Annotated in this window: 21 protein-coding genes; 7 read left to right on the top strand and 14 right to left on the bottom strand. The window is 74.0% G+C overall.

The window, feature by feature from the left end:
- The first annotated feature begins 97 nt into the window (after positions 1 to 97).
- Positions 98 to 556 (top strand): GNAT family N-acetyltransferase, encoded by a 459-nt coding sequence (locus tag B446_RS08975; RefSeq protein ID WP_020939106.1) that lies wholly within the window; start codon positions 98 to 100, stop codon positions 554 to 556.
- 12 nt (positions 557 to 568) lie between these two features.
- Here B446_RS08975 and B446_RS40725 read toward each other — a convergent pair whose 3' ends face one another.
- Positions 569 to 703 (bottom strand): hypothetical protein, encoded by a 135-nt coding sequence (locus B446_RS40725; RefSeq protein ID WP_020939105.1) that lies wholly within the window; start codon positions 701 to 703, stop codon positions 569 to 571.
- 137 nt (positions 704 to 840) lie between these two features.
- Between B446_RS40725 and B446_RS08970 the strand changes: the two genes are divergently transcribed.
- Entirely contained in the window at positions 841 to 1461 is a 621-nt protein-coding gene (locus tag B446_RS08970) for a class I SAM-dependent methyltransferase (RefSeq protein WP_020939104.1), read from the top strand.
- A 95-nt stretch (positions 1462 to 1556) separates the two neighbouring features.
- Here B446_RS08970 and B446_RS08965 read toward each other — a convergent pair whose 3' ends face one another.
- Complete coding sequence (locus B446_RS08965) at positions 1557 to 2057, bottom strand: DUF402 domain-containing protein (protein WP_020939103.1); 501 nt, start codon at positions 2055 to 2057, stop codon at positions 1557 to 1559.
- Positions 2038 to 2967 carry a GNAT family N-acetyltransferase gene (locus B446_RS08960; protein ID WP_020939102.1) on the bottom strand — a complete coding sequence of 310 codons (930 nt, stop codon included), beginning with the start codon at positions 2965 to 2967 and terminating at the stop codon, positions 2038 to 2040. The genes B446_RS08965 and B446_RS08960 overlap by 20 nt, the downstream gene beginning before the upstream one ends.
- A gap of 72 nt (positions 2968 to 3039) precedes the next feature.
- On the opposite strand from B446_RS08960, the gene B446_RS08955 reads away from it, so the two are divergent.
- Positions 3040 to 3411, top strand: coding sequence for a GntR family transcriptional regulator (locus B446_RS08955; protein ID WP_020939101.1), 372 nt, complete (start codon positions 3040 to 3042; stop codon positions 3409 to 3411).
- A gap of 748 nt (positions 3412 to 4159) precedes the next feature.
- Here B446_RS08955 and B446_RS08950 read toward each other — a convergent pair.
- The gene (locus B446_RS08950) at positions 4160 to 4954 is read right to left on the bottom strand and encodes a DUF72 domain-containing protein (RefSeq protein ID WP_020939100.1); all 795 of its coding nucleotides are present in this window, start codon (positions 4952 to 4954) and stop codon (positions 4160 to 4162) included.
- Between the two features lie 15 nt (positions 4955 to 4969).
- Entirely contained in the window at positions 4970 to 6079 is a 1110-nt protein-coding gene (locus tag B446_RS08945; protein WP_020939099.1) for a DUF5925 domain-containing protein, read from the bottom strand.
- A gap of 110 nt (positions 6080 to 6189) precedes the next feature.
- Between B446_RS08945 and B446_RS08940 the strand changes: the two genes are divergently transcribed.
- Positions 6190 to 7611, top strand: a complete 1422-nt coding sequence (locus B446_RS08940) for a GH39 family glycosyl hydrolase (protein ID WP_043475124.1) — start codon at positions 6190 to 6192, stop codon at positions 7609 to 7611.
- 34 nt (positions 7612 to 7645) lie between these two features.
- Here B446_RS08940 and B446_RS08935 read toward each other — a convergent pair whose 3' ends face one another.
- The 5 genes from B446_RS08935 to B446_RS08915 form a co-directional block, all read right to left on the bottom strand.
- Positions 7646 to 11572, bottom strand: a complete 3927-nt coding sequence (locus B446_RS08935; protein ID WP_020939097.1) for a hypothetical protein — start codon at positions 11570 to 11572, stop codon at positions 7646 to 7648.
- Positions 11565 to 12365: a polysaccharide deacetylase family protein gene (locus B446_RS08930; RefSeq protein ID WP_020939096.1), complete on the bottom strand. Its 801-nt coding sequence runs from the start codon at positions 12363 to 12365 to the stop codon at positions 11565 to 11567. The genes B446_RS08935 and B446_RS08930 overlap by 8 nt, the downstream gene beginning before the upstream one ends.
- Complete coding sequence (locus B446_RS08925; RefSeq protein ID WP_043475121.1) at positions 12362 to 13348, bottom strand: glycosyltransferase; 987 nt, start codon at positions 13346 to 13348, stop codon at positions 12362 to 12364. The genes B446_RS08930 and B446_RS08925 overlap by 4 nt, the downstream gene beginning before the upstream one ends.
- Entirely contained in the window at positions 13345 to 14166 is an 822-nt protein-coding gene (locus tag B446_RS08920) for a glycosyltransferase family 2 protein (protein WP_020939094.1), read from the bottom strand. Before B446_RS08920 ends, B446_RS08925 begins: the two co-directional genes overlap by 4 nt.
- 387 nt (positions 14167 to 14553) lie before the next feature.
- A complete protein-coding gene (locus tag B446_RS08915; protein ID WP_020939093.1) occupies positions 14554 to 14988 on the bottom strand; it encodes a hypothetical protein in 435 nt (144 codons plus the stop codon).
- A 313-nt stretch (positions 14989 to 15301) separates the two neighbouring features.
- Between B446_RS08915 and B446_RS08910 the strand changes: the two genes are divergently transcribed.
- Positions 15302 to 16108 carry an SGNH/GDSL hydrolase family protein gene (locus B446_RS08910; protein WP_020939092.1) on the top strand — a complete coding sequence of 269 codons (807 nt, stop codon included), beginning with the start codon at positions 15302 to 15304 and terminating at the stop codon, positions 16106 to 16108.
- Between the two features lie 110 nt (positions 16109 to 16218).
- Here B446_RS08910 and B446_RS08905 read toward each other — a convergent pair whose 3' ends face one another.
- The 4 genes from B446_RS08905 to B446_RS08890 all read right to left on the bottom strand — a co-directional run bounded on the left by B446_RS08905 (position 16219) and on the right by B446_RS08890 (position 23034).
- Positions 16219 to 17823, bottom strand: coding sequence for a protein kinase domain-containing protein (locus B446_RS08905; RefSeq protein WP_043477913.1), 1605 nt, complete (start codon positions 17821 to 17823; stop codon positions 16219 to 16221).
- Positions 17824 to 17868: 45 nt separating this feature from the next.
- Positions 17869 to 19602 carry a hypothetical protein gene (locus B446_RS08900; RefSeq protein WP_020939090.1) on the bottom strand — a complete coding sequence of 578 codons (1734 nt, stop codon included), beginning with the start codon at positions 19600 to 19602 and terminating at the stop codon, positions 17869 to 17871.
- Positions 19599 to 21401 carry a tetratricopeptide repeat protein gene (locus tag B446_RS08895; RefSeq protein WP_020939089.1) on the bottom strand — a complete coding sequence of 601 codons (1803 nt, stop codon included), beginning with the start codon at positions 21399 to 21401 and terminating at the stop codon, positions 19599 to 19601. Before B446_RS08895 ends, B446_RS08900 begins: the two co-directional genes overlap by 4 nt.
- Positions 21402 to 21492: 91 nt before the next feature.
- Positions 21493 to 23034, bottom strand: a complete 1542-nt coding sequence (locus tag B446_RS08890; RefSeq protein WP_020939088.1) for a DUF4331 domain-containing protein — start codon at positions 23032 to 23034, stop codon at positions 21493 to 21495.
- A gap of 209 nt (positions 23035 to 23243) precedes the next feature.
- On the opposite strand from B446_RS08890, the gene B446_RS08885 reads away from it, so the two are divergent.
- The gene (locus B446_RS08885; RefSeq protein ID WP_020939087.1) at positions 23244 to 23786 is read left to right on the top strand and encodes a sigma-70 family RNA polymerase sigma factor; all 543 of its coding nucleotides are present in this window, start codon (positions 23244 to 23246) and stop codon (positions 23784 to 23786) included.
- Complete coding sequence (locus B446_RS08880; protein WP_020939086.1) at positions 23783 to 24601, top strand: anti-sigma factor; 819 nt, start codon at positions 23783 to 23785, stop codon at positions 24599 to 24601. The genes B446_RS08885 and B446_RS08880 overlap by 4 nt, the downstream gene beginning before the upstream one ends.
- The last annotated feature ends 36 nt before the right edge of the window (positions 24602 to 24637 follow it).

Genomic DNA, 24637 nt, shown 5'->3' with positions numbered 1-24637 from the left:
AAGCCGCGAAATCGCCCGCTCACGGCGGACGGAGGAGATCCTTATGGTCGGCTTAAGGGCGTGCTCAGACTGCGCTCAGGTAGATAGCGTTCCCGGTATGACGAACGACCTCAGCGCACGGGTCCGGCGCGCCGTCGCGGACGACGTGCCGGCCGTGCGGGACGTGACCGACGCGGCCTACCGGCCCTACGTCGAACGCATCGGCGTGGTGCCGCAGCCCATGGAGGCCGACCACGCGGCGGACGTGGCCGCCGGGAAGGTGTTCGTCACCGGGGAGCCCGTCATCGGGCTCGTGGTGGTCGAGGCGTTCCCCGGCCACCTCTTCCTGGACAGCGTCGCCGTCCGCCCCGACGCCCACGGCCGGGGCGTGGGGCGACGGCTGCTGCACTTCGTCGACGCGCACGCGCGTGCGCTGGGTCTCGGCGAGGTCCGGCTCTACACCAACGCGCTCATGTGGGAGAACCAGCAGATCTATCCGAGGTACGGCTACGAGGTCGTCGAACGCCGTGTCGAGGGACCCTACGACCGGATCCACTACCGCAAACGGCTCGCCTGACGGCCCCGCCGCTCAGCGGTCGGGCCACCAGGTGCGTGCGATGTCCTTGCGCACCTCCGGGCGCGCCGCGGGGCGCTCCTCCGCCTCTTCACGGATCCGGCGGCTGTCCGTCCTCTTCAGGGGCTTCTGCACGGTCACACGGCGCATGGCTGCCTCCTTCAGTGCCTACGGGTTCCGCGTTGTCACGGAGGTAGACGCTTTCGGGGAGAGTTCCTCATCGGGGCGGGTCTGTCAGTGGCGGCTGTCACGTCGGGACTGTCAGTGGCGGGTGTCACTGTGGGGCCATGACGAACGAACGTGAGCGGACGGTCGCGGTGGGTGCCGGCGTGGACTGGGACGCGGCGGCCGCCGCCTTCGACGACGAGCCCGACCACGGCCTGCGCGCACCCGAGGTCCGGGCCGCCTGGGCCGCCCGCCTGCGGTCGTGGCTGCCCGCGCACCCCTGCCACGTCCTCGACCTCGGCTGCGGAACCGGCAGTCTGTCGCTCCTCGCGGCCGGACAGGGACACCGGGTGACCGCCGTCGACAGCTCGCCGGCCATGGTCGCGCTGGCCCGCGCCAAGCTCGCCGGACAGGACGCGCAGGTCCTGTCCGGCGAGGCGGCCGCCCCGCCGGTGCCGGAGGGGCGGCACGACGTCGTCCTGGTCCGGCACGTGCTGTGGACCCTGCCCGAGCCCGCACGCGTCCTGCGCCACTGGCGGACCCTGCTGCGCCCGGGGGGCCGGTTCGTGCTCGTCGAGGGCGTCTGGGGCACGCTCAGCCCCGTCGGCATACCCGCCGCCCGCCTCACCGCGCTCCTGGAGCCCGTCGCCCGGCGGGTGCGCGTCGAGCGACTGTCCGACGACCCCCTGCTGTGGGGGAGGACGGTGGACGACGAGCGGTACGCGGTGGTGGCGGGGGTCTAGCCGGACGGACGCCGGGCGAGGCGCGGCCGGACGGAGGGACGAAAAAGCGGGGCGGGGCGGAGGGGCCGCCGGGGCGGAGCGGGGTGCCGGCGGCCTCAGGCCAACAGGTCCTCGAAGCCGCCCTCGCGGGCCAGCGCCTCCAGCTGGTCCAGGGCCGCCACGGCGGCCGCCGCGGCCCGGGGGTCGGCCTCGGCGAGCCCGCTCTCGGCGAACTCGTCCTCGTCCAGCCGCCGCACGTCCGCGCCGTCGGCGGACCGCCACAGGTCCAGGTCGAGGTCCTCCACCACCAGCCGGCCGCCGGACAGGGCGGCCGGACGGGCGATGTCGCAGTACCAGCCCTTGACGGTGCCGTCCCCGGCCCGGACCTCCTTCACCGAGTACCAGCGGTCCCGCCAGTAGTGCTCGAAGAACACGTCGCCCGGCTCGAAGCGCACGAAGCCGAAGTCGCGCACGCCCTCACCCGCCCACGGAGCGCGGACGAGGACGTGGACGCCGTCGTCGCGCAGCAGCTCCGCCGCGTAACGGATCTTCGTACGGCCGCCCTTGACCAGCACGACCTCCACCCGGGCCGCCGGTTCAGCCGAGTTCGCGGACATGGCGCACCTCCGTGGCGCAGATCTCGTACCCGAGCCACTTGTTGATCGCGATCATGGGGTCGTTCCCGGCGTCGTTGCCCGTGAAGGCCTCGGTGATCCCGGCGGCACGGGCCCGGTACAGGGAGTGGATCTTGGCCAGCTTGGCCAGGCCGCGGCCGCGGTGCGGCCGGGCGGTGCCGGTCATCGACGTGGAGTAGCGGGTGGCGCCGTCGGTGCAGGCCATGCTGAGCGCGACGGGACGGCCGTCGACGACCACCAGCACGGTCAGGTCGTGGTCCAGCAGCGGATGCCGCCAGGTCTCCGCCAGCCAGGCCGCGTAGTCCGTCAGCCGCACGGGCACCATGCCGGGCTCGTCCGACACCGTCTCCGCCTCCAGCTCGAACACCGGACGCGGATCGCCGGCGAAGTCGGCGGCCGTGCGCAGTTCGACGCCCGGCGGGACCTCCGGGAGCGGCGGCAGTGCGCGGTGCGCCAGGTCGAGGCGGAGGAAGTGCGCGGGGCGGCCCTCCGTGTAGCCGTGCCGCTCGGCGAAGGCGCGGTCGGCGGGCTCGTCGAGGACCCAGGTGTACAGCCGCGTCGCCCCGACGGTGGCGAGGTGCTCCTCGCCCACCCGGGCCAGCAGCCGGCCGGCCCCCCGGCCGACCCGGTCCGGGCGCACGTAGACGGTCAGGAGCCCCTGGCCCGGCTCCGCGGCGTCGTGCGCCAGGGACGCCCCGGCCGCGCCGATCACCTCGCCGTCCTCGACCGCGACGAGCGTGCGGAGGTGGGCGTCCGGATGGCCGCGGGTCGCGAGGTGACGCACCGAGTCGGCCGTGAACAGGATGTAGGGCAGGGCGAGTTGCCGGACCCGGGCGTAGCCCTCGGTGTCGGCCGGGACGTCGGGGTCGAGATCACGCACGATCACGGTCATGAGGAGGCACCGTACGGGCGGACCTGTCGTGGGTGCCTCTCATTTTCTCCCGGGTGCGGGACAATCGGCCCTGTGAGCCTGAAGATCCGTATCGATGACAGCGCGCCCCCGTACGAGCAGGTGCGGGCGCAGATCTCCGAGCAGGCGCGGTCCGGCGTGCTGCCGGTGGGCTACCGGCTGCCGACCGTGCGGGGGCTGGCGGAGTCGCTGGGGCTCGCGGTGAACACGGTGGCCAAGGCGTACCGCGCCCTGGAGGGCGACGGGGTGATCGAGACCCGCGGGCGCAACGGGACGTTCGTGGCCGCCGCCGGCTCGGCCGCCGAGCGCGAGGCCGCGCTGGCCGCCCAGGCGTACGTGGAACGGGTGCGGCGGCTCGGCCTCGGCGAGCCGGAGGCCCTGGCCGCGGTACGGGACGCCCTGCGGGCGGCCTACGAAGCCCACTGAACGCGGCCCGGCTGCCCGCCGCCCCCGGCCTGCCCGGCCGCTCCCGGCAGCCGCCGGCCCTGCGCCGGCACCGGCCCCGCCCGTCCGCCGCCGGCCTCACCCCGCGGCCGGGTCCGGCCAGCGGCCTGTCCCGTCGGATCGCCGTCGGCCTCGCCCGGTCACCGTCCTGCGGCTGGGTCCGGCCAGCGGCCTGTCCCGCGGGATCGCCGTCGGCCCCGTCCCCTCACCGTCCTGCGGTCGGGTCCGGCCAGTGGCCTGTCCGGTCGGTTCGTCGTCGGCCTCGCCCGGTCACCGTCCTGCGGCAGGGTCCGGCCAGTGGCCTGTCCGGTCGGTTGGTCGTCGGCCCCGTCCGGTCACCGTCCTGTGGCCGGGTCCGGCCGGCGAACCCGTCTCGCCGGTTCGCCGTCGGCCTCGCCCCTCACCGTCCCGCGACCGGGTCCACCCAGCGGCCCGTCCCGCGGGATCGCCGTCGGCCCCGTCCCCTCACCGTCCTGCGGTCGGGTCCGGCCAGTGGCCTGTCCGGTCGGTTCGTCGTCGGCCCCGCCCGGTCACCGTCGTGCGGCCGGGTCCAGGCAGTGGCCTGTCCGGTCGGTTGGTCGTCGGCCCCGTCCGGTCACCGTCCTGTGGCCGGGTCCGGCCGGCGAACCCGTCTCGCCGGATCGCCGTCGGCCTTGCCCCGGCCGGCGTCCCCACCCGGGCCTTGACCCGGCCGGCGTCCACCCGGGGCTTGACCCGGCCGACCGGCCTCCTAGCCGTGCCGGGCCGGTTCCGGTGTGCGGGTCGGTGCGTGGGCCGGGGTGTGGGTCACCGTGCGGCCCGCACGGCGGGCCGCCCTCGCGAAGGCCACCGCGTCGGCCACCGCCGCCCCGCCGGGGTCGTTGTTGAAGTACGCGTACACGTCCGCCGCGTCCGGCCAGGTCGTCGCGACACGGTCCACCCACGTCTCCAGCGACCGTCTGCCGTAGCGCGGCCACGGCCGGGCGCGGCCCTGGTGGAAGCGCACGTACCCCCAGTCGGCGGTCCGCCACAGCGGGCTCACCGGCCGGGCCAGGACGTCCGCCCAGCACAGCGCCGCGCCCCGCGCCTCCAGGACCGCCCGCACCTGGGGCGTCCACCAGGAGTCGTGGCGCGGCTCGACCGCGACCCGGGTGCCCCGCGGGAAGCGGGCGAGGCAGTCGTCGAGCAGGGCCGCGTCCGCGCGCAGGTTCGGCGGGAGCTGGAGGAGCACCGGGCCGAGACGGTCGCCGAGGCCCGCCGCGTGGGTCATCAGGCGGTGGACCGGTTCCGCGGGCTCCTTCAGCCGCTTGATGTGGGTCAGATAGCGGCTGGCCTTCACCGCGACCACGAAGTCCGGCGGCACCCGGTCCCGCCAGGCCGCGAAGTTCTCCCGGGACGGCAGTCGGTAGAACGCGTTGTTGATCTCCACCGTCGCGAACAGCCGCGTGTACTCCTCGAGCCACAGCCGCGTCGGGACGCCCGCCGGGTAGACGACGTCCCGCCAGTCCTTGTACTGCCACCCCGAAGTGCCGACGAACAAGGTCATGACACCACTAAAGCACTACAGGTACAGCCCCGCGTCCGCCCCGTCCCGCGCCCCCGGCACCGACGTCGGCGTGCTGCCCCGGCGCAGCGCGAACAGCTCGGCGAGCGTCGCGCCGTCCCGGCCGACGGCGTCCCCGTGCCCCTCGGCCTCGTCGCCCAGCCAGGTCATCGCCTCCCGGCGGGTCAGCGGTCCCACCTCGATCCGGGCCAGACAGCGCCCCGGCCTGACCACGGCCGGGTGCAGCCGCTCCAGGTCCTCGTTGGTGGTGACGCCCACCAGCACGTTCCGCCCCTGGCCGAGCAGGCCGTCGGTGAGGTTGAGCAGCCGGGACAGGGCCTGGCCCGCGGTGTGCTTGGCCTCGCCGCGGATCAGCTCGTCGCAGTCCTCCAGCAGCAGCAGGCGCCAGCGGCCCTTGCCCGTGCTGTCGTCCTCGCCGATCGCGATGTCCATCAGGTAGCCGACGTCGGAGAAGAGCCGCTCCGGGTCCAGCACGCAGTCCACCTGGCACCAGTCCCGCCAGGAGCGGGCGAGCGTGCGCAGCGCGGACGTCTTGCCGGTGCCCGGCGGCCCGTGCAGCAGGAGCAGGCGCCCCGCGATGTCCTCGGGCGTCGTCTTCATCAGGCGGTCCATCGCGTCCGCCACCGGCGCCGTGTAGTTGGGCCTGACCTCGTCCCAGGTGCCCGCCGAGATCTGCCGGGTGGTGCGGTGCGGTCCGCGCCGCGGGGAGACGTACCAGAAGCCCATGGTGACGTTCTCCGGCTGGGGTTCCGGTTCGTCGGCCGCGCCGTCCGTGGCCCGGTCGAGGACGGTCTTGGCCAGCTCGGCGGTGGTCGCGGTGACCGTGACGTCCGCGCCGCGGTTCCAGCGCGAGACCAGCAGGGTCCAGCCCTCGCCCTCGGCGAGGGTCGCGCTGCGGTCGTCGTCGCGGGCCACCCGCAGCACCCGGGCGCCGTCCGGGAGCAGGGTGGCCCCGGAGCGCACCCGGTCGATGTTCGCCGCGTGCGAGTACGGCTGCTCGCCCGTCGCGAAGCGGCCGAGGAACAGCGCGTCGACGACGTCGGACGGCGAGTCGGAGTCGTCGACGTGGAGCCGGATCGGCAGAGCGTCGTGTGGGTTCGCAGACATGCCGCCATGATCTGCCACCGGTGCCCCCCGCGCACGGCATTTCCGCCGCTTGTTCCGGGTGTTCCCAAGACCTGCCCCGTATGTGCCGTACGCCGTTACTGTTGTCCTTGATGGGACGTCATGGGTGGTGTTCGGGGGCTCGGCGGTGGCGGCTCACCGCTCTGCTGGGAGTCGGGGCGGCCGCGCTCGCCCTGGTGGTGACCCTGCTCAACACGCTGCCCGGGGGCGGCCCGAGCACCGCCGGCACCACGCGCGACGGCGACAAGGTGCACGGCACCCCGGCCGGCCCGTCCGGGCCCCCGCGGCCCGAGGTCGGCTGGGGCTTCACCCACACCCAGTACAGCGCCGACGACGGCAGCGGCACGGCCGTCGGCCGGGTCGAGCGGCTGCTCGCCGGGGACGGCGGGCTGCCGCAGGATCAGGCGCTGATGGGCTGGGGCGCCGACAACCCCGAGCCGGTGAAGGGCCGTTACGACTTCGGGGCGATGGACCGCCGGATCGACTTCATCCGCAGGTCGGGCGGCACCCCGGTGGTCACGCTGTGCTGCTCGCCGGACTGGATGAAGGGCGGCAGGCCCGGCGCCGGGAACACCGACTGGAGCCGGGCCGCGCTGGAGACCGCGCCCACCCCGGACCACTACCAGGACTTCGCCGACCTGGCCGCGACCGTCGCCAGGCGCTATCCCGACGTACGCCACTTCGTCGTCTGGAACGAGTTCAAGGGCTTCTGGAACGACGCCCGACATCGCTGGGACTACGAGGGCTACACGAGGATGTACAACCTCGTCTACCGGGCGCTGAAGAAGGTCGACAAGGACGTCATGGTCGGCGGCCCCTACCTGGTCATGGACAGCCTGGACCCGCGCGACCCGAACGCCTCGGACGCGCTGAAGGGCCCCTGGGGCGCCGTGGACCGGCGGGTCCTCGACGCCTTCCGCTACTGGAACGCCCACCGGGTGGGAGCCGACTTCGTGGTCGTCGACGGCTCCAGCTACACCAACGACGACGAGCTGCTGCCGGACGAGTTCGCCGCCACCGCCAAGTTCACCGCGGTCGGCGACTGGGTCGGGCGGCAGACCCACGGCCTTCCCCTGTGGTGGGCCGAGTACTACGTGGAGCCCGCCGACGGCAAGGGCGAGCGCACCGGCTGGTCCGAGGCCCACCGCCTCGCCGTGCACGCCGCCGGGCTGATCGCGATGGCCGAGGGCGGCGCGTCCTCCGGCTTCTACTGGAACCCGGAGGAGGCCAGGGGCACCGACTGCCCCGGCTGCCTGTGGACACCCACGGACCGCGCCGGCGGGGGACGCGAACTGCCCATGTACGCCCTGCTGTCACGGTTCGGCGAGGCGTTCGGGCCGGGCACACGCTACGAGACGGTCTCCGTCGCCCCGGACGACGTGCCCAACGTCCGCGTCCTCGCCGACCGCGAGCGGGTGCTGGTGGTCAACACCCTCGGCCGCACGATCAGCGCCCGGGTCGACGGCAAGCGGTTCGACCTGCACGCGTACGAGGTGAAGTGGCTCGACCGCTGAGCCGCCCACCCCGCACCCGTCACCTCGCTCCGCCTCACTTCATGGTCAGGAACCGCTGCACCAGCGACGCCAGCAGCAGCGCGAGCAGCGGCAGCGAGAACCAGAAACTGCCCTGCAGCAGCCGCAGTCGCCGCACTCCCGGCCGCAGTGCGACCCGGGCCACCTCGCGGGCGGTGAGCAGCAGGACCAGGGCGACGGCGGCCAGCGCGCCCGCCACCGACCAGGGTGTCCACGTCACCTGCGGCCCGATGGGCCCCGGGTCGGGCGCCGGCACCCGGCCCGCCGGCCGCTCGCGCATCGCGTACACCGTGACGTCGTCGTTGACCAGGGCCCTGGTCAGCTCCCGCCGCTCGTCCAGGTGCCGCACCAGCCGGGACTCCCAGGCCGGGGCGTAGCCCGCGTCCAGCTGCAGGTAGGTCACCTGGCTCCGGTCGACCATCAGGTACGAGTTCGGTCCCGCGTCCCTGAGCGCCTTGACCAGGCCGGACACCAGCGCCGGGTCGACCGGTGCCTGGGTCGGCACGTAGTTCACCCGCTCCATGTCCCGCGCGCCCCACGGCAGCGCCGGGGTCACGTCGTTGACCGGGTCCTGGGTCAGCCACAGCAGCCGTACCGTCGGCCGGTCGTGGGCGTACACCCAGTCCATGGCCGTGACCTCGCCGGGCCGGGTCCGCTCGAACGGCTCGTTGCCCCACCGGGCCACCAGGAACCCGCCCATCAGCAGCAGCCCCGCCAGCAGCGCGGCCACCGGGGCGAGGGCGTTGTGGTCCTTCGCCCGCTCCCCGGGGGTGACACCGGCGCGCGGGAACAGCGCGAGGGCGCCGAGCAGCGCCGCGCCCGGCACCGCGAACATGAAGACCCGCAGCGCCATCTCACCGCCGTACGACTGCATGCCGAAGCCCAGGAACGGCACGAAGGTCAGCACCAGCAGGGACCGCTCGCGGTACCGGTGGACGCGTCTGCGCCACCAGCCGCAGCAGGCGAACGCCATCACCGAACCGGCCAGCAGGACCCGGGTGTACAGGACCAGCTTGTGGGTCGAACTCCCGCCCTGGATGCGGCCGGAGACGGACGTCGAGACGTTGCTGCCGACCCCGCCGACCCCGCCGAACAGATCGTCGAAGTGGCCGGACCAGTACGGCTCGGCCATGAAGCCGACCCAGGCGGCCACCAGCACCGCGAACAGGATGGGCAGCCCGCGCAGCTCCGACCGGCCGGCCAGCACCAGGGCCGTGAGCACACCGAGCATCACGAACGGGGTGAGCTGGTGGGCCGGGACGCTCGCCGCGTACAGGCCGATCAGCACCAGCAGCAGCACCGCGCGCTGCCGCCGGCCGGCCGGCGCCACCTCGGCCTCGCCGGGGCGGCGCACGGACCAGAGCACCCGCGGGGCGCGGAACCAGACCAGCAGGACGGCGACGAAGACGAGGTACAGCAGGTAGGTGAAGCCCTGCGGGGAGAAGTAGTCCTGGCCGACCCATCCGCTCAGCACGAAGAGCCACACACCGGTCCACTTGGCCCGCCAGCTCGCCCGCAGCGACCGGGTCAGCAGGAACACCGGGGCCAGATAGGCGAGCTGTACGGCCGTGGGCCACCAGCGGATGATCTCCGTGAAGTCGTCGGTCCCGCACGCCCGGGCGACGAACGCGGCCGCGGCGAAGAAGCCGGGCCAGCTCCAGCGGGCGTCCAGGTCGGGTACGGCGGACCCGGTGCGGTCGATGTAGTCGATGAAGCCGAGGTGCTGCCAGGCCGTCGCGAACCGCGGCTCGGTCTCCAGCACGGCGGGCAGCGCGTGCAGGGACACCACCGTCGCCAGCAGGGTGACCAGGAGCAGCGTCCGGTGCTCGCGGCGCAGCCGGAGCAGCGAGGCGAACACCGTGACCAGCAGCGCGGCCCCCACCAGGGTGGGCAGCGGCAGCACGGAGACCAGGCCGAGGCCGCCCATCGCGTCGAGGTCGCCCTCACCGAGCCGCAGTGCCGGCACCCAGTACAGCAGCAGCGCCGCGACCAGCAGACAGCCGAGGACCACTCCGGAACGGGTGGGCGCGAGCCGTGCGGGCGGCGCGGGCGGTGGCGGCTCGTCGGGCACGGCGTCGCCGTCCGCGGGGCCGGTGGCCGCCGCCGGCCTTCCGAACGGCGTGTCGGCGTCCTGCGCCGTCCCATCGGACCGTCCGGCCGCTGCCTCCGTCTCCCGCGACAGCGCGTCGGCCTCGTGGAACGGGGCGTCGGACGTCTCGAACAGGGCGTCGACTCCGCCGAACGGCGCGTCGGAGTCCTCCTCCGCCTTCCGCAGGAGGGCCGCCTCGGCCGGGCCCAGGGAGGCCTCGGCGCCCGGTTCCGGCTCCTCGGCCGGGCGCGGGACGGGAACGCCGGCCGGCGGGGTGCCGGGGCCCGGACGGACGTCGGGGCGGCGTTCGAGGTGGTCGAGGTCGACGTGGATGCCGAGGGCGAGGGTGTCGTTCTCCAGCGCCCAGCCCGGGCTGTGCCGGTGGGTGGGGGAGTCGGCCGGGAGGCCGGGGGCGTCCCCGCGCGGGCGGCCGGCCAGGCGCGGCCGGGAGCGGGAGGGCTCGCCGAGGTCGGCGAGGTCGCCGTCCGGTGCCGCGCGGTCCGGTACGGGGGCGGGAGCCGCCCGGACCGTCCGCCACAGTCTCGGCGCCGCGAGCGCCACGATCACGGTCAGGCTGGAGATCTCGGCGACGCCCGCGCCGGTCAGCCCCATCCGCGGCAGCAGCAGCAGGGTCAGGCCGAGCACCAGCAGGCACAACAGGCCCTGCAACCAGGCCAGTCCGGCGGTCCGGCTCTGCGCGCGGAGCACTGCGAAGTGCGTCTCCATCACGACCCGCAGCACCGCGCCGACCGCGAACCAGCGCAGCAGCGGGGTGGCCGCGTCCGCGTAGCCGTCGCCGAAGACACCCAGGATCCAGGGCGCGCCGACGAAGAGCGCGCCCGCGATCGGCAGCATGATCCGGGCCATCCGCCGCAGCGCGGCGCGGGTGTCGGCGGCGAGCCGCCCCGGATCGTGCGCGCCCTCGACCGTCAGCGACGCGCCCATGTTGATGGCGAGCAGGTTGGTCGTGCCGCCGATGGTGGTGGTGATGTAGAAGTAGGCGTTGTCCTCGGCGCTGACCTGCGAGGCGATGATCACCGGGACCAGGTAGACCACGGCGAGCGAGAACAGGGACCCGGTGTAGTCCCCGGCCAGGAACCTGCCGATCTCGCGCAGTGCCGGCGGTTCGGCGTGGCCCTCGGTCGACCGGACGTGCCGGGGCACCAGCCGCCGGAACACCAGCCAGCCCAGCGGCACCACCGAGGTGGCGATCGCGGCGACCCAGGACACGAAGACGCCGGTGGTCGGGACGGCCACCGCGAACGCGACGAGGAGCCCCAGCTTCACGGCCGAGAACACGGTGTTGCCGACCGGCACCCAGGGCGCGCTGCGCAGCCCGGTCAGCACACCGTCCTGGAGGGTGAGCAGGTTCCAGGCGACGACGGCCGCGACGAAGCCCAGCCCGTTCACCGGCCCGTGCAGGAAGCGGTACGACGGCCCCCACGCGCCCAGGGTCGTCAGGAACACCCCGGCTGCGAGCGCCACGACCAGTGAACTGCCGGCGTACGTGAGGAAGATGAGCCGTCCGGTGCGCCGCCCCGACACCGGGATGAAGCGGGCCAGCGCGCCGGTCAGGGTCACCGCGGTCAGCCCGGCGAGCAGTTTCATCGCGGCGATGGCCGCGGAGCCCTGGCCGACCGCGGACTCGGAGTAGTAGCGGGCCGCGGCGAGCCAGAAGCCGAGCCCGAGGACGGCGGAGATGCCGGTGTTGAGCATCAGCGCGTAGGCGTTGCGGAACAGCGGGCTGCCGCCGGCCGGGCGGCCCGCCCCGGGCAGGCGCAGTCGGCGTCCGGGCCGCTCGGGCGCCTGTGTCCCGGGCGGCGCGGTCTCGGTGGTGGTGGTCGTGTCAGACACGGGAGCTGATGGCCTTCCGGCGGACCTGGCGTGCTCTTCGGACGAGTGCGTAGCCCTGGGTGAGGGCGCGGTCCCTGGCGAAGTTCCGGGCGATCGCGCGGCCCTGGAGCAGCCGTTCGAACTCCTCGACGCCCGTGCCGCGGCGCACGGTGACGCGCCGCAGGGCGTAGGGGCCCTGCCGGCGGCGGGCGAGCCCGTTGCCGACGGCCAGCGCCTGGCCGTACCCCGCCGCGCGCACGGCCTGCCGCACCCGGCGGCTGGAGTAGCCGTAGGGGTAGGCGAACGACACCGGAGGCGCGCCGAGTTCGGCGGTGAGGATGTCGGTGCTGTGCCCGAGTTCCGCGCGCAGCGCCGTGTCGTCCAGCTGGTCGAGCTGCGGGTGGGTGTGGCTGTGGCCGCCGATCTCGACGCCGGTGTCCGCGAGGTCGCGCACCTGCGGCCAGTCCAGCATGGTGTCCAGGCCGCCGCCGGTGTCGTACGCGCCCTTGATCCAGCCGGTGGAGACGAATAGCGTGGCCGGGAAGCCGTGCCGGGCGAGCACGGGCAGGGCGTGCCGGTGGACGCCCTCGTAGCCGTCGTCGAAGGTGATCAGCACCGGCCGGGCGGGCAGCGGTCCGCCGCGGCGCCAGTGCGCCGCGAGGCCGGCGGTGGTCACCGGCGTCAGTCCGAGGTCGCCGATGAGCGCCATCTGTTCGGCGAACGCCTCGGGGGCGACCGACAGGGCCCGGGTGGCGTCGTTGGGCGCGCTCGCCACCGCGTGGTACATGAGGATCGGCACGGGCGCGTCGGTCATGGGCGTTCCCCCTCGATCCGTACGACGGAGAACGTGGTCCCGCCCCGCCGGGCGCGCACCCGTCCCACCAGGTAGCCGCTCGCCGCCGTCAGCACCCCGGCGACGATCGCGCCCGCGCGTCCCGCGCCGCCCCGCCGGGCGAGCAGCGCGTCCCGCAGGCCCCGGGCGACGCCCGCGGGCAGCACCCGGGTGGTGTACCGGCGTTCGGACTCCAGCCCCTTGGCGGCGCCGACGCTCCGCGCCACCAGCGCCTTCGACAGGCCCTCGGCGTAGGTGCGGGTGCGGAAGTAGGCGAAGCGCTCCCGTGGGCCGGGCACCCGGTGGTGGATCACCGCGCGGTCGTCGATGAGCAGCAGCGCGTCGGGGCGGACCCGGGTGAGGCGGATGCACAGCTCCGTCTCCTCGCAGCCCAGCGGGCGCCGGTCGCCGTCGCGGCCGATGCCGGTGGCGAAGCCGCCCGCGGCCTCGAACGCCGTGCGCCGGAAGGAGGCGTTGCCGCCGAGGACGTTGCGGACCCGGACCCGGCCGGGCGGCAGCCCCCGGTAGGTGCAGCCCACCACCCAGTCGAACTCCTCGGGGAACCAGGCCGGACGCCGGCCGGACGCCCAGACGGGGACCGTACGGCCGCCGACGGCCATCACCCTCGGGTCGGCGTACCCCTCGGCGAAGCGCCGCAGCCAGTCCCGCTCGGCCACGGCGTCGTCGTCGAGGAAGGCGATCACCTCGCCGTGGGAGGCGGCGATGCCGGTGTTGCGGCCGGCCGACAGGCCGCGCGGGCCCGCGTTGGCCAGCACCCGTACCTCCGGGTCCGTCTCGTACGCGCGGGCCAGCCGTTCCAGCAGGGCGGCGTTGTGGTCCACGACCAGGAGCGTCTCCAGCGCCGGGCACGACTGCGCGTGCACCGAGGAGACCGCGGCGAGGATGTCCTCCCAGCGGTCCTCGGTGTACACGCAGATCACGACGGAGATGCCGGGATCTCTCAAGACACCTCTCCCCGGCCGGAGTCGAGCAGCGGGGAGTGGTGTTCCTGGCGGCGCAGCTCCCGCCGGTTGGAGCGTTCCCCGAGGATGACCCTGAGCACCCGGAACCCGTCCCGGACCGCGCGCAGGTTGCTCGTGCCGTGGATGCGCAGGTACTCGTGGCTGGGGATCTCCTGCACCTTCAGACCCGCCTTGACCACTCTGATGTTCATCAGCGTCTCGACCTCGAAGCCGGTGCAGTCGAGGTCGATCTTGTCGAGGCAGTGCCGCCAGAACGCGTTGTATCCGTAGCACAGATCGGTGTAGCGGGCGCCGAACTTGCGGTTGACGACGGTGCACAGTGCCCAGTTGCCGAGCTTGCGGACGAAGGTCATGTCGTCGGTGCCGCCGCCGTTGGCGAACCGCGAGCCCTTGGCGAAGTCGGCGCCCGAGACGAGCGCGGAGACGTAGGAGACGATCTCGCCCCCGTCGGCGGAGCCGTCCGCGTCGACCATCACGACGATGTCGCCGGTGCACGCCTCGAAACCCGAGATCAGTGCGTCCCCCTTGCCCTTGCCGCGCTGTTCGACGACCTTGACCGCGGGCCACAGCGAACGCGCGACCTCGACGGTGTCGTCGGTGGAGTTGCCGTCGACGAGGACGACTTCGTGGATCCAGCCCGGAAGCGACTTGAACACGTAGGGCAGGTTCTCCGCCTCGTTCATGGCGGGGATCACCACGCTCACCGGCGGGGTGATCGCCAGGTGGGAGGAGATGGGCCGGTAGTGGGTGGCGATCAGTGGATTCTTGCCCGAACTGGGCGGATGCAGAACGGAACTCATGAGTGTGTGTCCCTCTCGTCCGGTGGACCGCCCGCCCCTGGGCGGCCCGGCTCTGGGTCCGGTTCGAAAGGGGGGTTCTCGTCCCGGGCACGGCGGAGCGATCTCCGTGCACCCTGACGAGCTGGCAAAGCTGGCCGGCCTGCCCGAAGAAGAGGACAGGCGGTCGCGCGGCACGACTCGGTGACACGTGCGGTCACCGAGCACGGCACCCCCCTACCGCGCCCCGCGCCGGAACGTCACGGCCCTGAGCCCTCCCCTGAGCCGCGTGCCGACGGACCGATGCGGGTGACGTACGACGGTATTGACGATTGAAGCAGTATGGCAAGACCTGGAACGAGTCTCACGTTTTTGTTGGTTTGGCCGTTACACAACTTTGGCCGTGGTTGGTCACTCTTGTGTGTGTTTCCTCGAATGCCGTTCCCGGTGCGCCAGGAGAGGCAGGAGGAGGAGCAGGCTGAGCACGGTCACCGCGACGACGCCGCCGCGGACCGACCAGCGGTGCACCGCCAGCATCGCCTGGGCGACCAGCATGTTCAGCACGACCGCCCCCGCGAGCGCGGCGATGACCCGGCCGAACGTCTCCAGCCCGCGCAGCGCCGCCCCGATGCCCGCGGCGGGCGCCGCCAGCAGGAAGAACAGCGTGCACGGGCCGCGCAATGGAGTGCCGGCGTCGGTGAGCGCGAGCGTCGCGCCGACCGCCGCGACGGCCGTGGCCGCCCCCGCGAGCAGGGGTGACAGGTCCCTCCCCGGTCCTGTCCCGGTCCGCTCGGCGTCGCCTGCGGCGCCGTCCGTCGAAGGTGTCTTGATGCGTAACGTCTGCATTGGCGACTTTGCCCCCCAAGGCGCCGGATGTCGGCTTCAATGTCGCGCAGCCACGCGGGGCCGTCAAGACGGCACCCCTTCTTTAAACATGTGTTCCCATCGCGGGATCTCCGGCCGCCGGGGAGCGGAATTGACGCTTCGTCGACATGGCCGCAGGGATGGCATGTACACGCAACCCCTGGGCGCGTGAACTTCCTGGGGCGATCCGGTCGAGACGTCGTTGAGAGCTGAAAAGTCTTGGCATGAACACTTCCGTTCAACTCGCGTAGTTGCTACGAAAGTTACGGCAGAGATCCTGCTAAAGGGAGGTTCCATGAGACGTTCCCGACTTACCGGATTCGGTACTTCACTCCTCCTCGCCACCGGTCTCGGTCTGACCGGAGCCGCCACGGCGCAGGCCTCACCGACGGCCGCGACCGGCGGCTACGTGGCGCTCGGCGACTCCTACTCCTCCGGAGTGGGATCGGGCAGCTACATCAGCTCCAGCGGCAGTTGCGACCGCAGCACCAAGGCGTACCCGTACCTGTGGAACGCCGCCCACAGCCCGTCCTCGTTCGCCTTCAACGCCTGCTCGGGCGCCCGGACCGACGACGTGCTGGCGAACCAGCTCGGCTCCCTCAGCTCCTCCACCGGCCTGGTGTCCATCACCATCGGCGGCAACGACGCGGGCTTCTCCGACGTCATGACGACCTGTGTCACCAGCTCCGACAGCACCTGCCTCGCCAAGATCGACACCGCCAGGGCGTACGTCGACTCCACGCTCCCCGGCAAGCTCGACGCCGTCTACAACGCGATCAGCGCCAAGGCCCCGTACGCCCGGGTGGTCGTGATCGGCTACCCCCGCTTCTACAAGATCGGCCAGACCTGCATCGGGCTCTCCGACACCAAGCGGTCCGCCATCAACAGCGCGGCCGACTACCTGGACAGCGCCATCCAGAAACGCGCCCTGGACCACAACTTCGTCTTCGGCGACGTCCGCACCCCGTTCACCGGCCACGAGATCTGCTCCGGCGACTCCTGGCTGCACAGCCTCAACTGGCTCGACATCGGCGAGTCGTACCACCCCACGGCGACCGGCCAGTCCGGTGGCTACCTGCCGGTGCTCACCAGCGCGGCCTGAGCCGCACGGCCGGCATCGTCAACGCGCGACCGTTCCCAGCCCGACCCGTCAGGGTGAATGCACGGTGTGGTTCCCCGTGCGGATCTCCCCGCGGTTCCCTCAGCGCACGCTCAGGGTGAGGCCGAAGGGGATGCGGAGACCCCGTCCGACGGGGTCTCCGTTGCCGTCGTCGCGCACGTCACCGTGAACGGCACCGCGTTCGACGTGGCCCGCACCGGAGCGCGCACCTCCACGCTGATCTGGTTCTCCACCGTCCCGCTGTCGGAGTAGGCGGTCACGACCACCCGCACCTGCCGGGTGGTGCCGCCGCCCGCCGGGAACGACAACGTCTTCCACCCGGGGTCGGACACCGACCCGTGGGCCAGCACCCACCGGTACTCCACCTGCGCGGGCAGCCGGCCCACCGTGAACGTCGCGGTGAACGCGGGCGCCTGGGCGGCCGGCGGCGGACATGTGCCGTCGTACGTCGTGTGCGCACCCGCCAGCGTCACCCGCACCGACTGCGCCGGCCGGCTGCTCGGCGCGGCACTGCTCGGTGTCGGCGGCGGCGCCCCGGACTTCGTGCCGGTGCCGGTGCCGGTGCTCGCGGAGGGGGAGCGCGCGGTGCCGCTCGCCCGTCCGGTGCGCGCGTCCCCGCTCCCGTCACCGCCCCCGCGCCCGTGGTCGAGCAGTGCGTAGGTCAGCCCCGCGACCGCCAGGACGACCGCCAGCAGACCGGCCACCAGCACCGCGCCCGAACGCCGTCCGCGCTCCGGCGCGGCCGCCGTGGTGCGCGGCTCCGGGTACCCGGTGGGCAGCGGCACCGGCGGCGTGGGCGCGGGCCGGTGCGCCCCGGCGGCGACCGTCGGGGCGTACGGCGAGGACGGCAGCGGGCGGGTGCGGGCCGCTCCGCCCGCCGCGACGGTCCGCAGATCCTGCTCGGCCCGCTCGGCGGACAGCCGTTCGGCGGGGTCCTTGCGCAGCAGCCCCTCGATGACCGGCGCGAGCGGCCCCGCCCGCCGGGGCTCGGGCAGCTCGTCGTCCACCACCGCGCGCAGGGTGCTCAGCGGAGTGTCGTGCCGGAACGGGGAGATGCCCTCCACGGCCGCGTACAGCAGCACCCCCAGCGACCACAGGTCCGACTCGGGGCCCGGGTTGCGCCCCAGCGCCCGCTCGGGGGCGAGGAACTCGGGCGAGCCGATCACCTCGCCGGTCATGGTGAGCGCGGAACTGCCCTCGACCGTCGCGATGCCGAAGTCGGTGAGCACCACCCGTCCGTCGTCGGCCAGCAGCACGTTGGCCGGCTTCACGTCCCGGTGCAGCACCCCGGCGGCGTGCGCGGCGCGCAGCGCGGCCAGCACCTCCGCGCCGATGTGCGCGGCCCGCTCCGGTGGGAACGGGCCCTCGGCGTCGAGCCGGTCGGCCAGCGACAGGCCCCGGACCAGCTCCATCACGATCCACGGGCGGCCGCCCTCCATGGCCACGTCGTAGACGGTGACCACGTTGCGGTTCCCGACCCGGGCCGCCGCCCACGCCTCCCGCTCCAGCCGCGCGTACAGCCGCTCGACGTCCGCGCCGTCCAGCCCGGCCGGGGCCCGCACCTCCTTGACGGCCACCTCGCGGTGCAGCACCTCGTCCCGGGCCCGCCACACGGTGCCCATGCCGCCCTCGCCCAGCGGGGACAGCAGACGGTAACGGTCCGCGATCACTCGTTCACGGCCCGGCTCTTCGGACACGGGGTCCCCCCACGGCATCTGACGCGATATCAACACAAAACTAGCTCAGCCCAGCGCGGTTGCCGCCCCCTTGAGCACCAGTCCGGCACCCAGGGCGAGCACCACCAGCGCGGACGCGAGCGGCAGGGCCCGGCGCAGCAGGCCGGCCAGCGGGTGCCCGGTCCAGCGCGGACGCCGGTCCAGGACGCGGCTGACGCCCGACCCCAGCCGGACGACGGCGAAGCCGGCCGCGGTGAGCGTCAGTGCGAGACCGGCGCCGTACGCCACGACGAGCAGCAGCCCGAACCACGCCTTGCCGAGCGCGGCGGCGCCGACCAGCACGACGACCGCGGACGGGCTGGGCACCAGGCCACCGGCGAACCCGAGCAGGATCGTGCCGCGCAGGGTGGGGGCGACGGGGTGGGTGTGGGTGTGACCGCCGTGGGTGTGTTCGAGGACGGCGTGGCTGTGGGTGTGGCTGTGGTCGTGGCTGTGTTCGGGTCCGTGGCCGTGATCGTGCGGGGCGTGGTGATCGTGGCTGTGGTGGTCGTGAGGACCGTGGCCGTGGTGCGCGTGGCCGTGTGCGCCGTCGTGGGCATGGCTGTGCTCGTGCTGGTCGGCGTCGTCGTGGCCGAGCCGGCCGTGCGGGTGGGGGGCCGTGCCGTGGTGGGCGCCGACGGCGACCGGCAGGCGCCGTGCCCTCTCGGCCGCCGCGGTCGCCTCGGCAGAGACGGGGGTGTGGGGGTGGGTGTGGGGGTGGGGGTGGGTGTGGTTGCGCCAGGCCCGTCGGGTCAGGTTCGCGCCCGCCACCAGCACGAGGGCGCCGCTGGCGATGCCCAGCCAGGCGATCACCGAGGGCGTGGCCGCGGAGCCGGCCGTGACGAGCAGGCCCAGGGCGACCACGCCGAGCGTGTGGGTCACCGTCACCGAGGCGGCCAGCGGCAGCACGTCCCGCAGCCGGGCCCGGCCCCCGCGCGCGGCCGCCGTCGCGGCCATCAGCGTCTTGCCGTGCCCGGGCGCGAGGGCGTGCATCGCGCCGAGCACGACAGCGATGAGCAGGGCCAGCGCGGCGAAGCCCACGGTCAGGTCGTGCCGGGCCACCAGGTCGTCCAGGGCGCGCGTCCAGCGGTCGGCGCCCCGGGGCAGCACGGAGGCGCCCGGGGCGTCCTGCCGCTCCCGCGCGAGGGCCGGACCGCCGGGGCGCACCCGCAGGGAGGCGTCCACGGTGTCGGCCGGCGAGGACAGCAGGTCCTTCGGATAGGTGGTCAGTTCGTGCGAGACCGACGTCTTCGGCACGTCCGTCGCGGTGAGCGTCGTACGGTCGCCGCGCGCGGTGATCTCCCGCCAGCCCGGGCCGCCGGTGCCGCCCGCGCTGTGGAAGCCGACGGTGACGGTCCTGCCGCGGGGCAGCGGCGCGGTGAACCGGCACTCGACGCGCAGGGTGTGCAGTCCGGCCTGGCCGGGGCGCAGGGCGGCGCGCGCGGAACCGGGGGTCAGCGTGACGGAACGGCCGGAGACGGTGAGCCTGCTGTCCCGGGCGGCCCCGGCGCACCGCTGCCCGGCCCAGGCGGGCAGGCCGAGGCGGCGGACGGCGGGGCCGGCCTGGGTGGCCGGGATCTCCGCGAGGTCCTCGACGTGGTCGATCCGCACCTGCCCGGGTGCGGTGACCAGACCGTCGTAGCGGTTGACGGTGAAGTTGCCGAGGGGGTGCGCGCTCGCCGCGCCGGCCGGGGCCAGCAGGAGGGCGCAGGCGGCGGTGAGGACGGCGGCGGCCGAGGCCACCGGGCGGCGCAGGTTCACTCGGCGGCCTCCAGCGCCTTGCGGGCCGCGGCCGCGCCCAGCGGGGAGAAGCCTGGGTTCAGCTTCAGGGCGGCCCGCAGCGAGGCGCGGCCGGCCGCGGTGTGGCCGGTGGCCAGCTCGATCATCCCGCGGTGGTACCGGAAGGCGGCGCTGCGGTAGCCGGTCGCCGTGGCCTTGCGGGCGTAGCCGAGGGCCTCCCCGTCCCGGCCGTTGACGTGCAGCGCCCAGGCCAGGGCGTCCGCGGTGTGCACGGTGTGGCGGCGGGCCCACTCGGCGCGGGCGGCGCGCAGCGCGGCCGCCTTGTCGCCGTGTTCGGCCGCCGCCAGCGCGGTGTCGAGGTCGGCGTTGACGCCGTTGGCGCGGGCGAGGGCGATCCAGGCGTCCACGAGCGCGTACTGCTCGCGTGCCCTGGCCCGGTCGCCGGCCCCGCCCCGGGCCTCGTACAGCTCGCCCAGTTCGACCAGCGGTCCGGGCAGCGGGTAGCGGGCGACCACGGTCCGCAGGCCCTCGATCGCCTCGTCCCGGCGGCCGGTGGCCGCCTGGGCACGGGCCCGGCCCTCCAGCGCGGGGAGGTAGTTCTCGTCCGCGGCCAGGGCGCGGGCGTAGTAGCCGAGCGCTTCGGTGTACTTCCCCTGGTTCCAGGCGAGTTGGCCGAGCTGGGCGGCCACGTACGCGACGTCGCCCGGTGACGCGGCGGCGGTGAGGGCCTGTTCGAGCACGCGCCGCGCGGTCGTCACGTCGCCGCGCAGCTCGTACACGTACGCGTACCGGGTGAAGACCGGCACGCCCGGCCTGCGGTCGTCTGCGGTCCGGGCGGCGCGGAACGCGTCGGTGTAGCGGCCCAGCTCGACGAGGGCGTCGATGCGCGAGGACAGGGCGCGTTCGCTGTACGGGTTCCGCTTCAGTGCCTGGTCCGACCAGCCGAGGGCGTCCTTGAAGTCGTGCCGCGCGGCGGCGAGGGCGGCCCGGCCGGCCAGCGCCTGGTCGTTGCCGGGGGCCAGGGCCAGGGACCGCCGGAGCGCCTTCTCCGCCTGCGGGTACCGGGCCGGGTCCCCCTTCGTGCGCGCCTGCTCGACGTAGGCCAGGCCGAGGGTGGCCCAACTGCCCGCGTCCCTCGGCTGGGACCGCAGGTGGTTCTGCAGGGCGGCGATGCCCGCGTCCAGGTCCCCGCTGCCCAGCGCCCCCGGATCGACGGCGCTGGAGGAGGCCGCCACGGCCACGGACCCCTGGTCCCGCGCGGCCCCGAACGCGATCGCCCCACCGGTGAGCGCCACGGCCAGCAGCGCCGCACACCCGACGAGCCGCACCCCCCGCCACCGCCGCCCGGCGGCGGCGACCCGCCGCACGGCGGCGACACGGTCGTCGCCGAGGGGTTCGTGGGTGCCCGGTTCCTGGGCGCCGGGCCCGGCCGGTGCGCCCCGGCGGGACCCCTCCGCCCGGGGCGGGTCCCCGGCCTCCGAGCCGCCGTCCGCCGCGGCTGCGCCTGCGGTGGGTTCCGCGGGCGCGGCTTCCGGGGGGACGGATGCGACGGCGAGCGCTGTGTCCGCCGCCGGGTCCACCGCCGTGGGGGGAGCGGTGGCAGCCGCCGACTCCGATGCGGCGCGGGCCGGTCGAGCCGACCGCTGCGCACCGACCCGGCGGACGGCGGTGACGCGCTCGTCGGTGGTGCCGGGCGCGGCGGCGGCTCCGCCGGCGACGGCGGCCGGGGCGGCCGGGGAGAGGCCGTCCGGGTGGGGCGGCGGGCCGGGGGGTGCCGGGCTCCGCTCGCCGGGCTCCTCGTCGTTCGTGCGCGCGGACATGCCTCTCCTCGGTCGCCTGGTGGGTGGAGAAAAGGGCGCGGCCCGCCGTGGGGGAAGGGGAAACGGGCCGCGCCGGTCGGTGGGGTGCGGGTCAGTACGGGCGCTGCATCCGGCGGCGCCACCACGCGAAGGCGGTGCCGATCAGCAGGATCCCGGCCGCGCCCGAGGCCGCGGAGGCGGCGATCAGGACCGTGTCGCCCGAGCCGCCGGAGGACGAGCCGGCCGGCGAGAGCGCGTCACCGAGCTGGCTGCGCACGTCCGCGCCCGAGGTCGTGCCCTTGGCGAGCGCGCCGCGCGAACCCGAGGTGGGCTCGGCGACGTACGGGAAGTACTTCTCGAAGTTCTTGTCGTTCTTGTCGACCGCGTCGCCCAGGTCGTTCTTGGAGCCGACGAGTTCGCCCTCCACGACCTGCAGCGCCTCGTCCACCACGTCGTCGGTGAGCCGGCGCCCGTTCGGGAAGCCCGCGTTGTCGCCGTCCAGGACGCCCAGCCGCTTGGGGTGCATGGCCGGCTTGATCGAGGTGTTCAGCCGCAGCTCCTCCGCGGGCCGTACGTTCGGCGGCTGGTTGAGCCCCTTGACGCCCTTGAGGAAGACGTCGACCAGATCGTTGCGCGGCTCGGCGGGCGCCTTGATCTTGTAGATCGACTCGATCAGCTTGGGCAGCTCGGGGTTGGTGACGTTCTTCAGGAACTGCCCGTCGTACGCGGGCTGGGAGGCGTTGAACCGGTCCTTGTCCTTCTGCGGGTTCACCACTTCGTTGACCAGCGGGTTGCCCAGCCGCGAGACCTGCGCGTAGTAGCCCTGCGCGTTACGGCGCTGGGTGGTGGACCAGATGCCGACGACCGGCTGCTTCGACGACTCGCGGATCAGGTCGTTGGGCACCTGCAGCGCGATCGTGTTGACGTTGTAGCCCTTGAGGGTGTCCCGGCCGACCTCGGTGAGGTTGCCGCCGTACAGCAGGTCGAAGACCCGCAGGTCCAGGAAGAACGGGTCGTCGGCCTGACCGGCGAAGGTCGCGGCACCGCCCGCCGCCTTGTACACGGCCTGGGCGCGCAGCTTGCCGTAGTCCGGCATGGACGCCTTGCCCACGTTCGACGGCGCGACCGGCACGTCGTCCGCGACCTTCGTCCTCGACACCACGTGCTGGTGCTTCAGCCGGATCAGCTCGATGTCGTACGTCTGCGTGATGTTGAGGTCGGGGTCGTCGAGGCTGGTGACCGGACCGGTGTTGTACAGGAACGTGTTGCCGTTCTTGGTGTGCGTCCTGAACGTGTAGCGGAACAGCAGGTCGTCCTGCGCGTCACCGTTGCTGTCCACGTGGATGTCGTACTGGGCGTCGTCCGCGAACGTGTAGAAGTTCGGGCCGCCGGCCGGCTCCTCGAACGGGATCCAGTTCGCCACGATCGTCGTGGTGTCGGGCTTGTCCGGGCTGACGAACGCGTACAGGTCCGTGTTGTCGTACTGCGGTGTCCCCGATATCAGCGGGGCCTCCCGGTGGGAGGAGGCGGAGGCCGCCCCGGGTTCCAGCGTGGCGACGCCGGCGGCTGCGAGCCCCCCGGCGGCCAGCGCGCCACAGATGAGCGAGACCAGGCCCTTGCGTCCTGTGCCGCTCCTGGAGAAGAGAGGTGTCATGCCGTCCGTCCTCAGTGCCGACTTGCCTTTGACGGACGGGTATACGGAGCCGGGCGCCGGATCGGATTGGTCGGACGGAAAAAATCTTTTCGGCGTTCCGGACCCGCGATTTCGGCCCTCCGATCCGTATCAACCGCCGGAGGTGTGCGCTCGTGCGGATGCGTGGAGCCAGAGGCAGGGCCGGCTGCGGCCACGGAAGGGCGGCCGGGGTGGAGGCGGACGAACTCCTGATACGCGTCGCGGGCGGCGACCAGAGGGCGTTCGAGGATCTCTACGGACTGGTCTCGGGGCCGGTGTTCGGACTCGTCCGGCGGATCGTGCGCGATCCCGCGCAGTCCGAGGAGGTGTCCCAGGAGGTGCTGCTCGAACTCTGGCGCTCCGCCGCCCGGTTCGACCCGCGGCGCGGCAGCGCCCTGTCCTGGATCCTCACCCTCGCCCACCGCCGGGCCGTCGACCGGGTGCGCAGTGCGCGCGCGGCCGGGGAGCGCGAGCAGCGGGAGGCGCTGCGCGCCGGTGAACCCGCCTTCGACCACGTGGCCGAGGAGGTGGAGGCGGGCCTGGAGCGCGAGTGGGTGCGCCGCTGCCTGGACCGGCTCACCGCGCTGCAGCGCCAGTCCGTGACCCTCGCCTACTACGACGGCTACACCTACCGCGAGGTGGCCGAGCGGCTCCAACTGCCGCTGGGCACGGTCAAGACGCGGATGCGCGACGGGCTCACCCGGCTGCGCGCGTGCCTGGGAGGTGCCGCGTGAGTGTCATCGGCCGCCTGCTGGGCCGCGAGGACCTGCACTCCCTCGCCGCGCCCTACGCGCTCGACGCCCTCGAACCGGGGGAGCGGCGCCGCTTCGAGAAGCACCTCGGCTCCTGCGGCCGCTGCGCGGACGAGGTCCGGGCCCTGTCCGAGGACGCGGTCCGGCTGGCCTGGTCCACGGCAGCCCCCGCGCCGGCCGCGCTGCGCGACCGGGTCCTGGCCGCCGTCCGCACCCTCCCGCAGGAGCAGCCGCGGGGGCCCGTCCGGGAGCGCGCCCCCCAGCTCCCGCCGCACGTCTGGGGCGTCCAGCCCCCGCCCGCGCGCACCCGTACGCCCCGGGGGCGCCCCCTGTTCGTGCCGTTCGCCACGGCGACCGCGGCGGCGGCCCTCGTCGTCGCCTCGCTCTTCGCGGTCCAGGCGCACCACACCCAGGCGCGGCTCGACGCCGAGCGGGACCGGGCACGTGAGATCGCCCACGTTCTCGCCGCTCCGGACGCGCGCGCCGCCGGCAGCACGGACGCCCGCGGCCGCGGTATCGGAGTGATCGCCTCCGCATCGGAGCGGCGGGCCGTCGTCACCCTGAGCGGATACGGCACCCCGTCCGGGGGCCGCGTCCACCAGCTCTGGCTCATGCGCCCCCATGTGCAACCGCGCTCCCTGGGCCTCCTCGCGGGCGACACGCCCTTGCTGGCGAAGGGGCTCGACCCGTCCTCGACGTCACTCGCCGTGACCGTCGAGCCTGATGGCGGCTCAGCACAGCCCACCAGCCAGCCGGTTGTCCAACTCACCCTGAAATCGGTCGGATTCGGAGAGTAGTCAAAATGGGATGGTCAACCGCCTTGCGGGGAAGGT

Source organism: Streptomyces collinus Tu 365 (assembly GCF_000444875.1).
Classification (GTDB): Bacteria; Actinomycetota; Actinomycetes; order Streptomycetales; family Streptomycetaceae; genus Streptomyces; species Streptomyces collinus_A.
The sequence above is the reverse complement of the archived record's forward strand: the minus strand, read 5'-3'. Positions and strand labels throughout refer to the sequence as shown.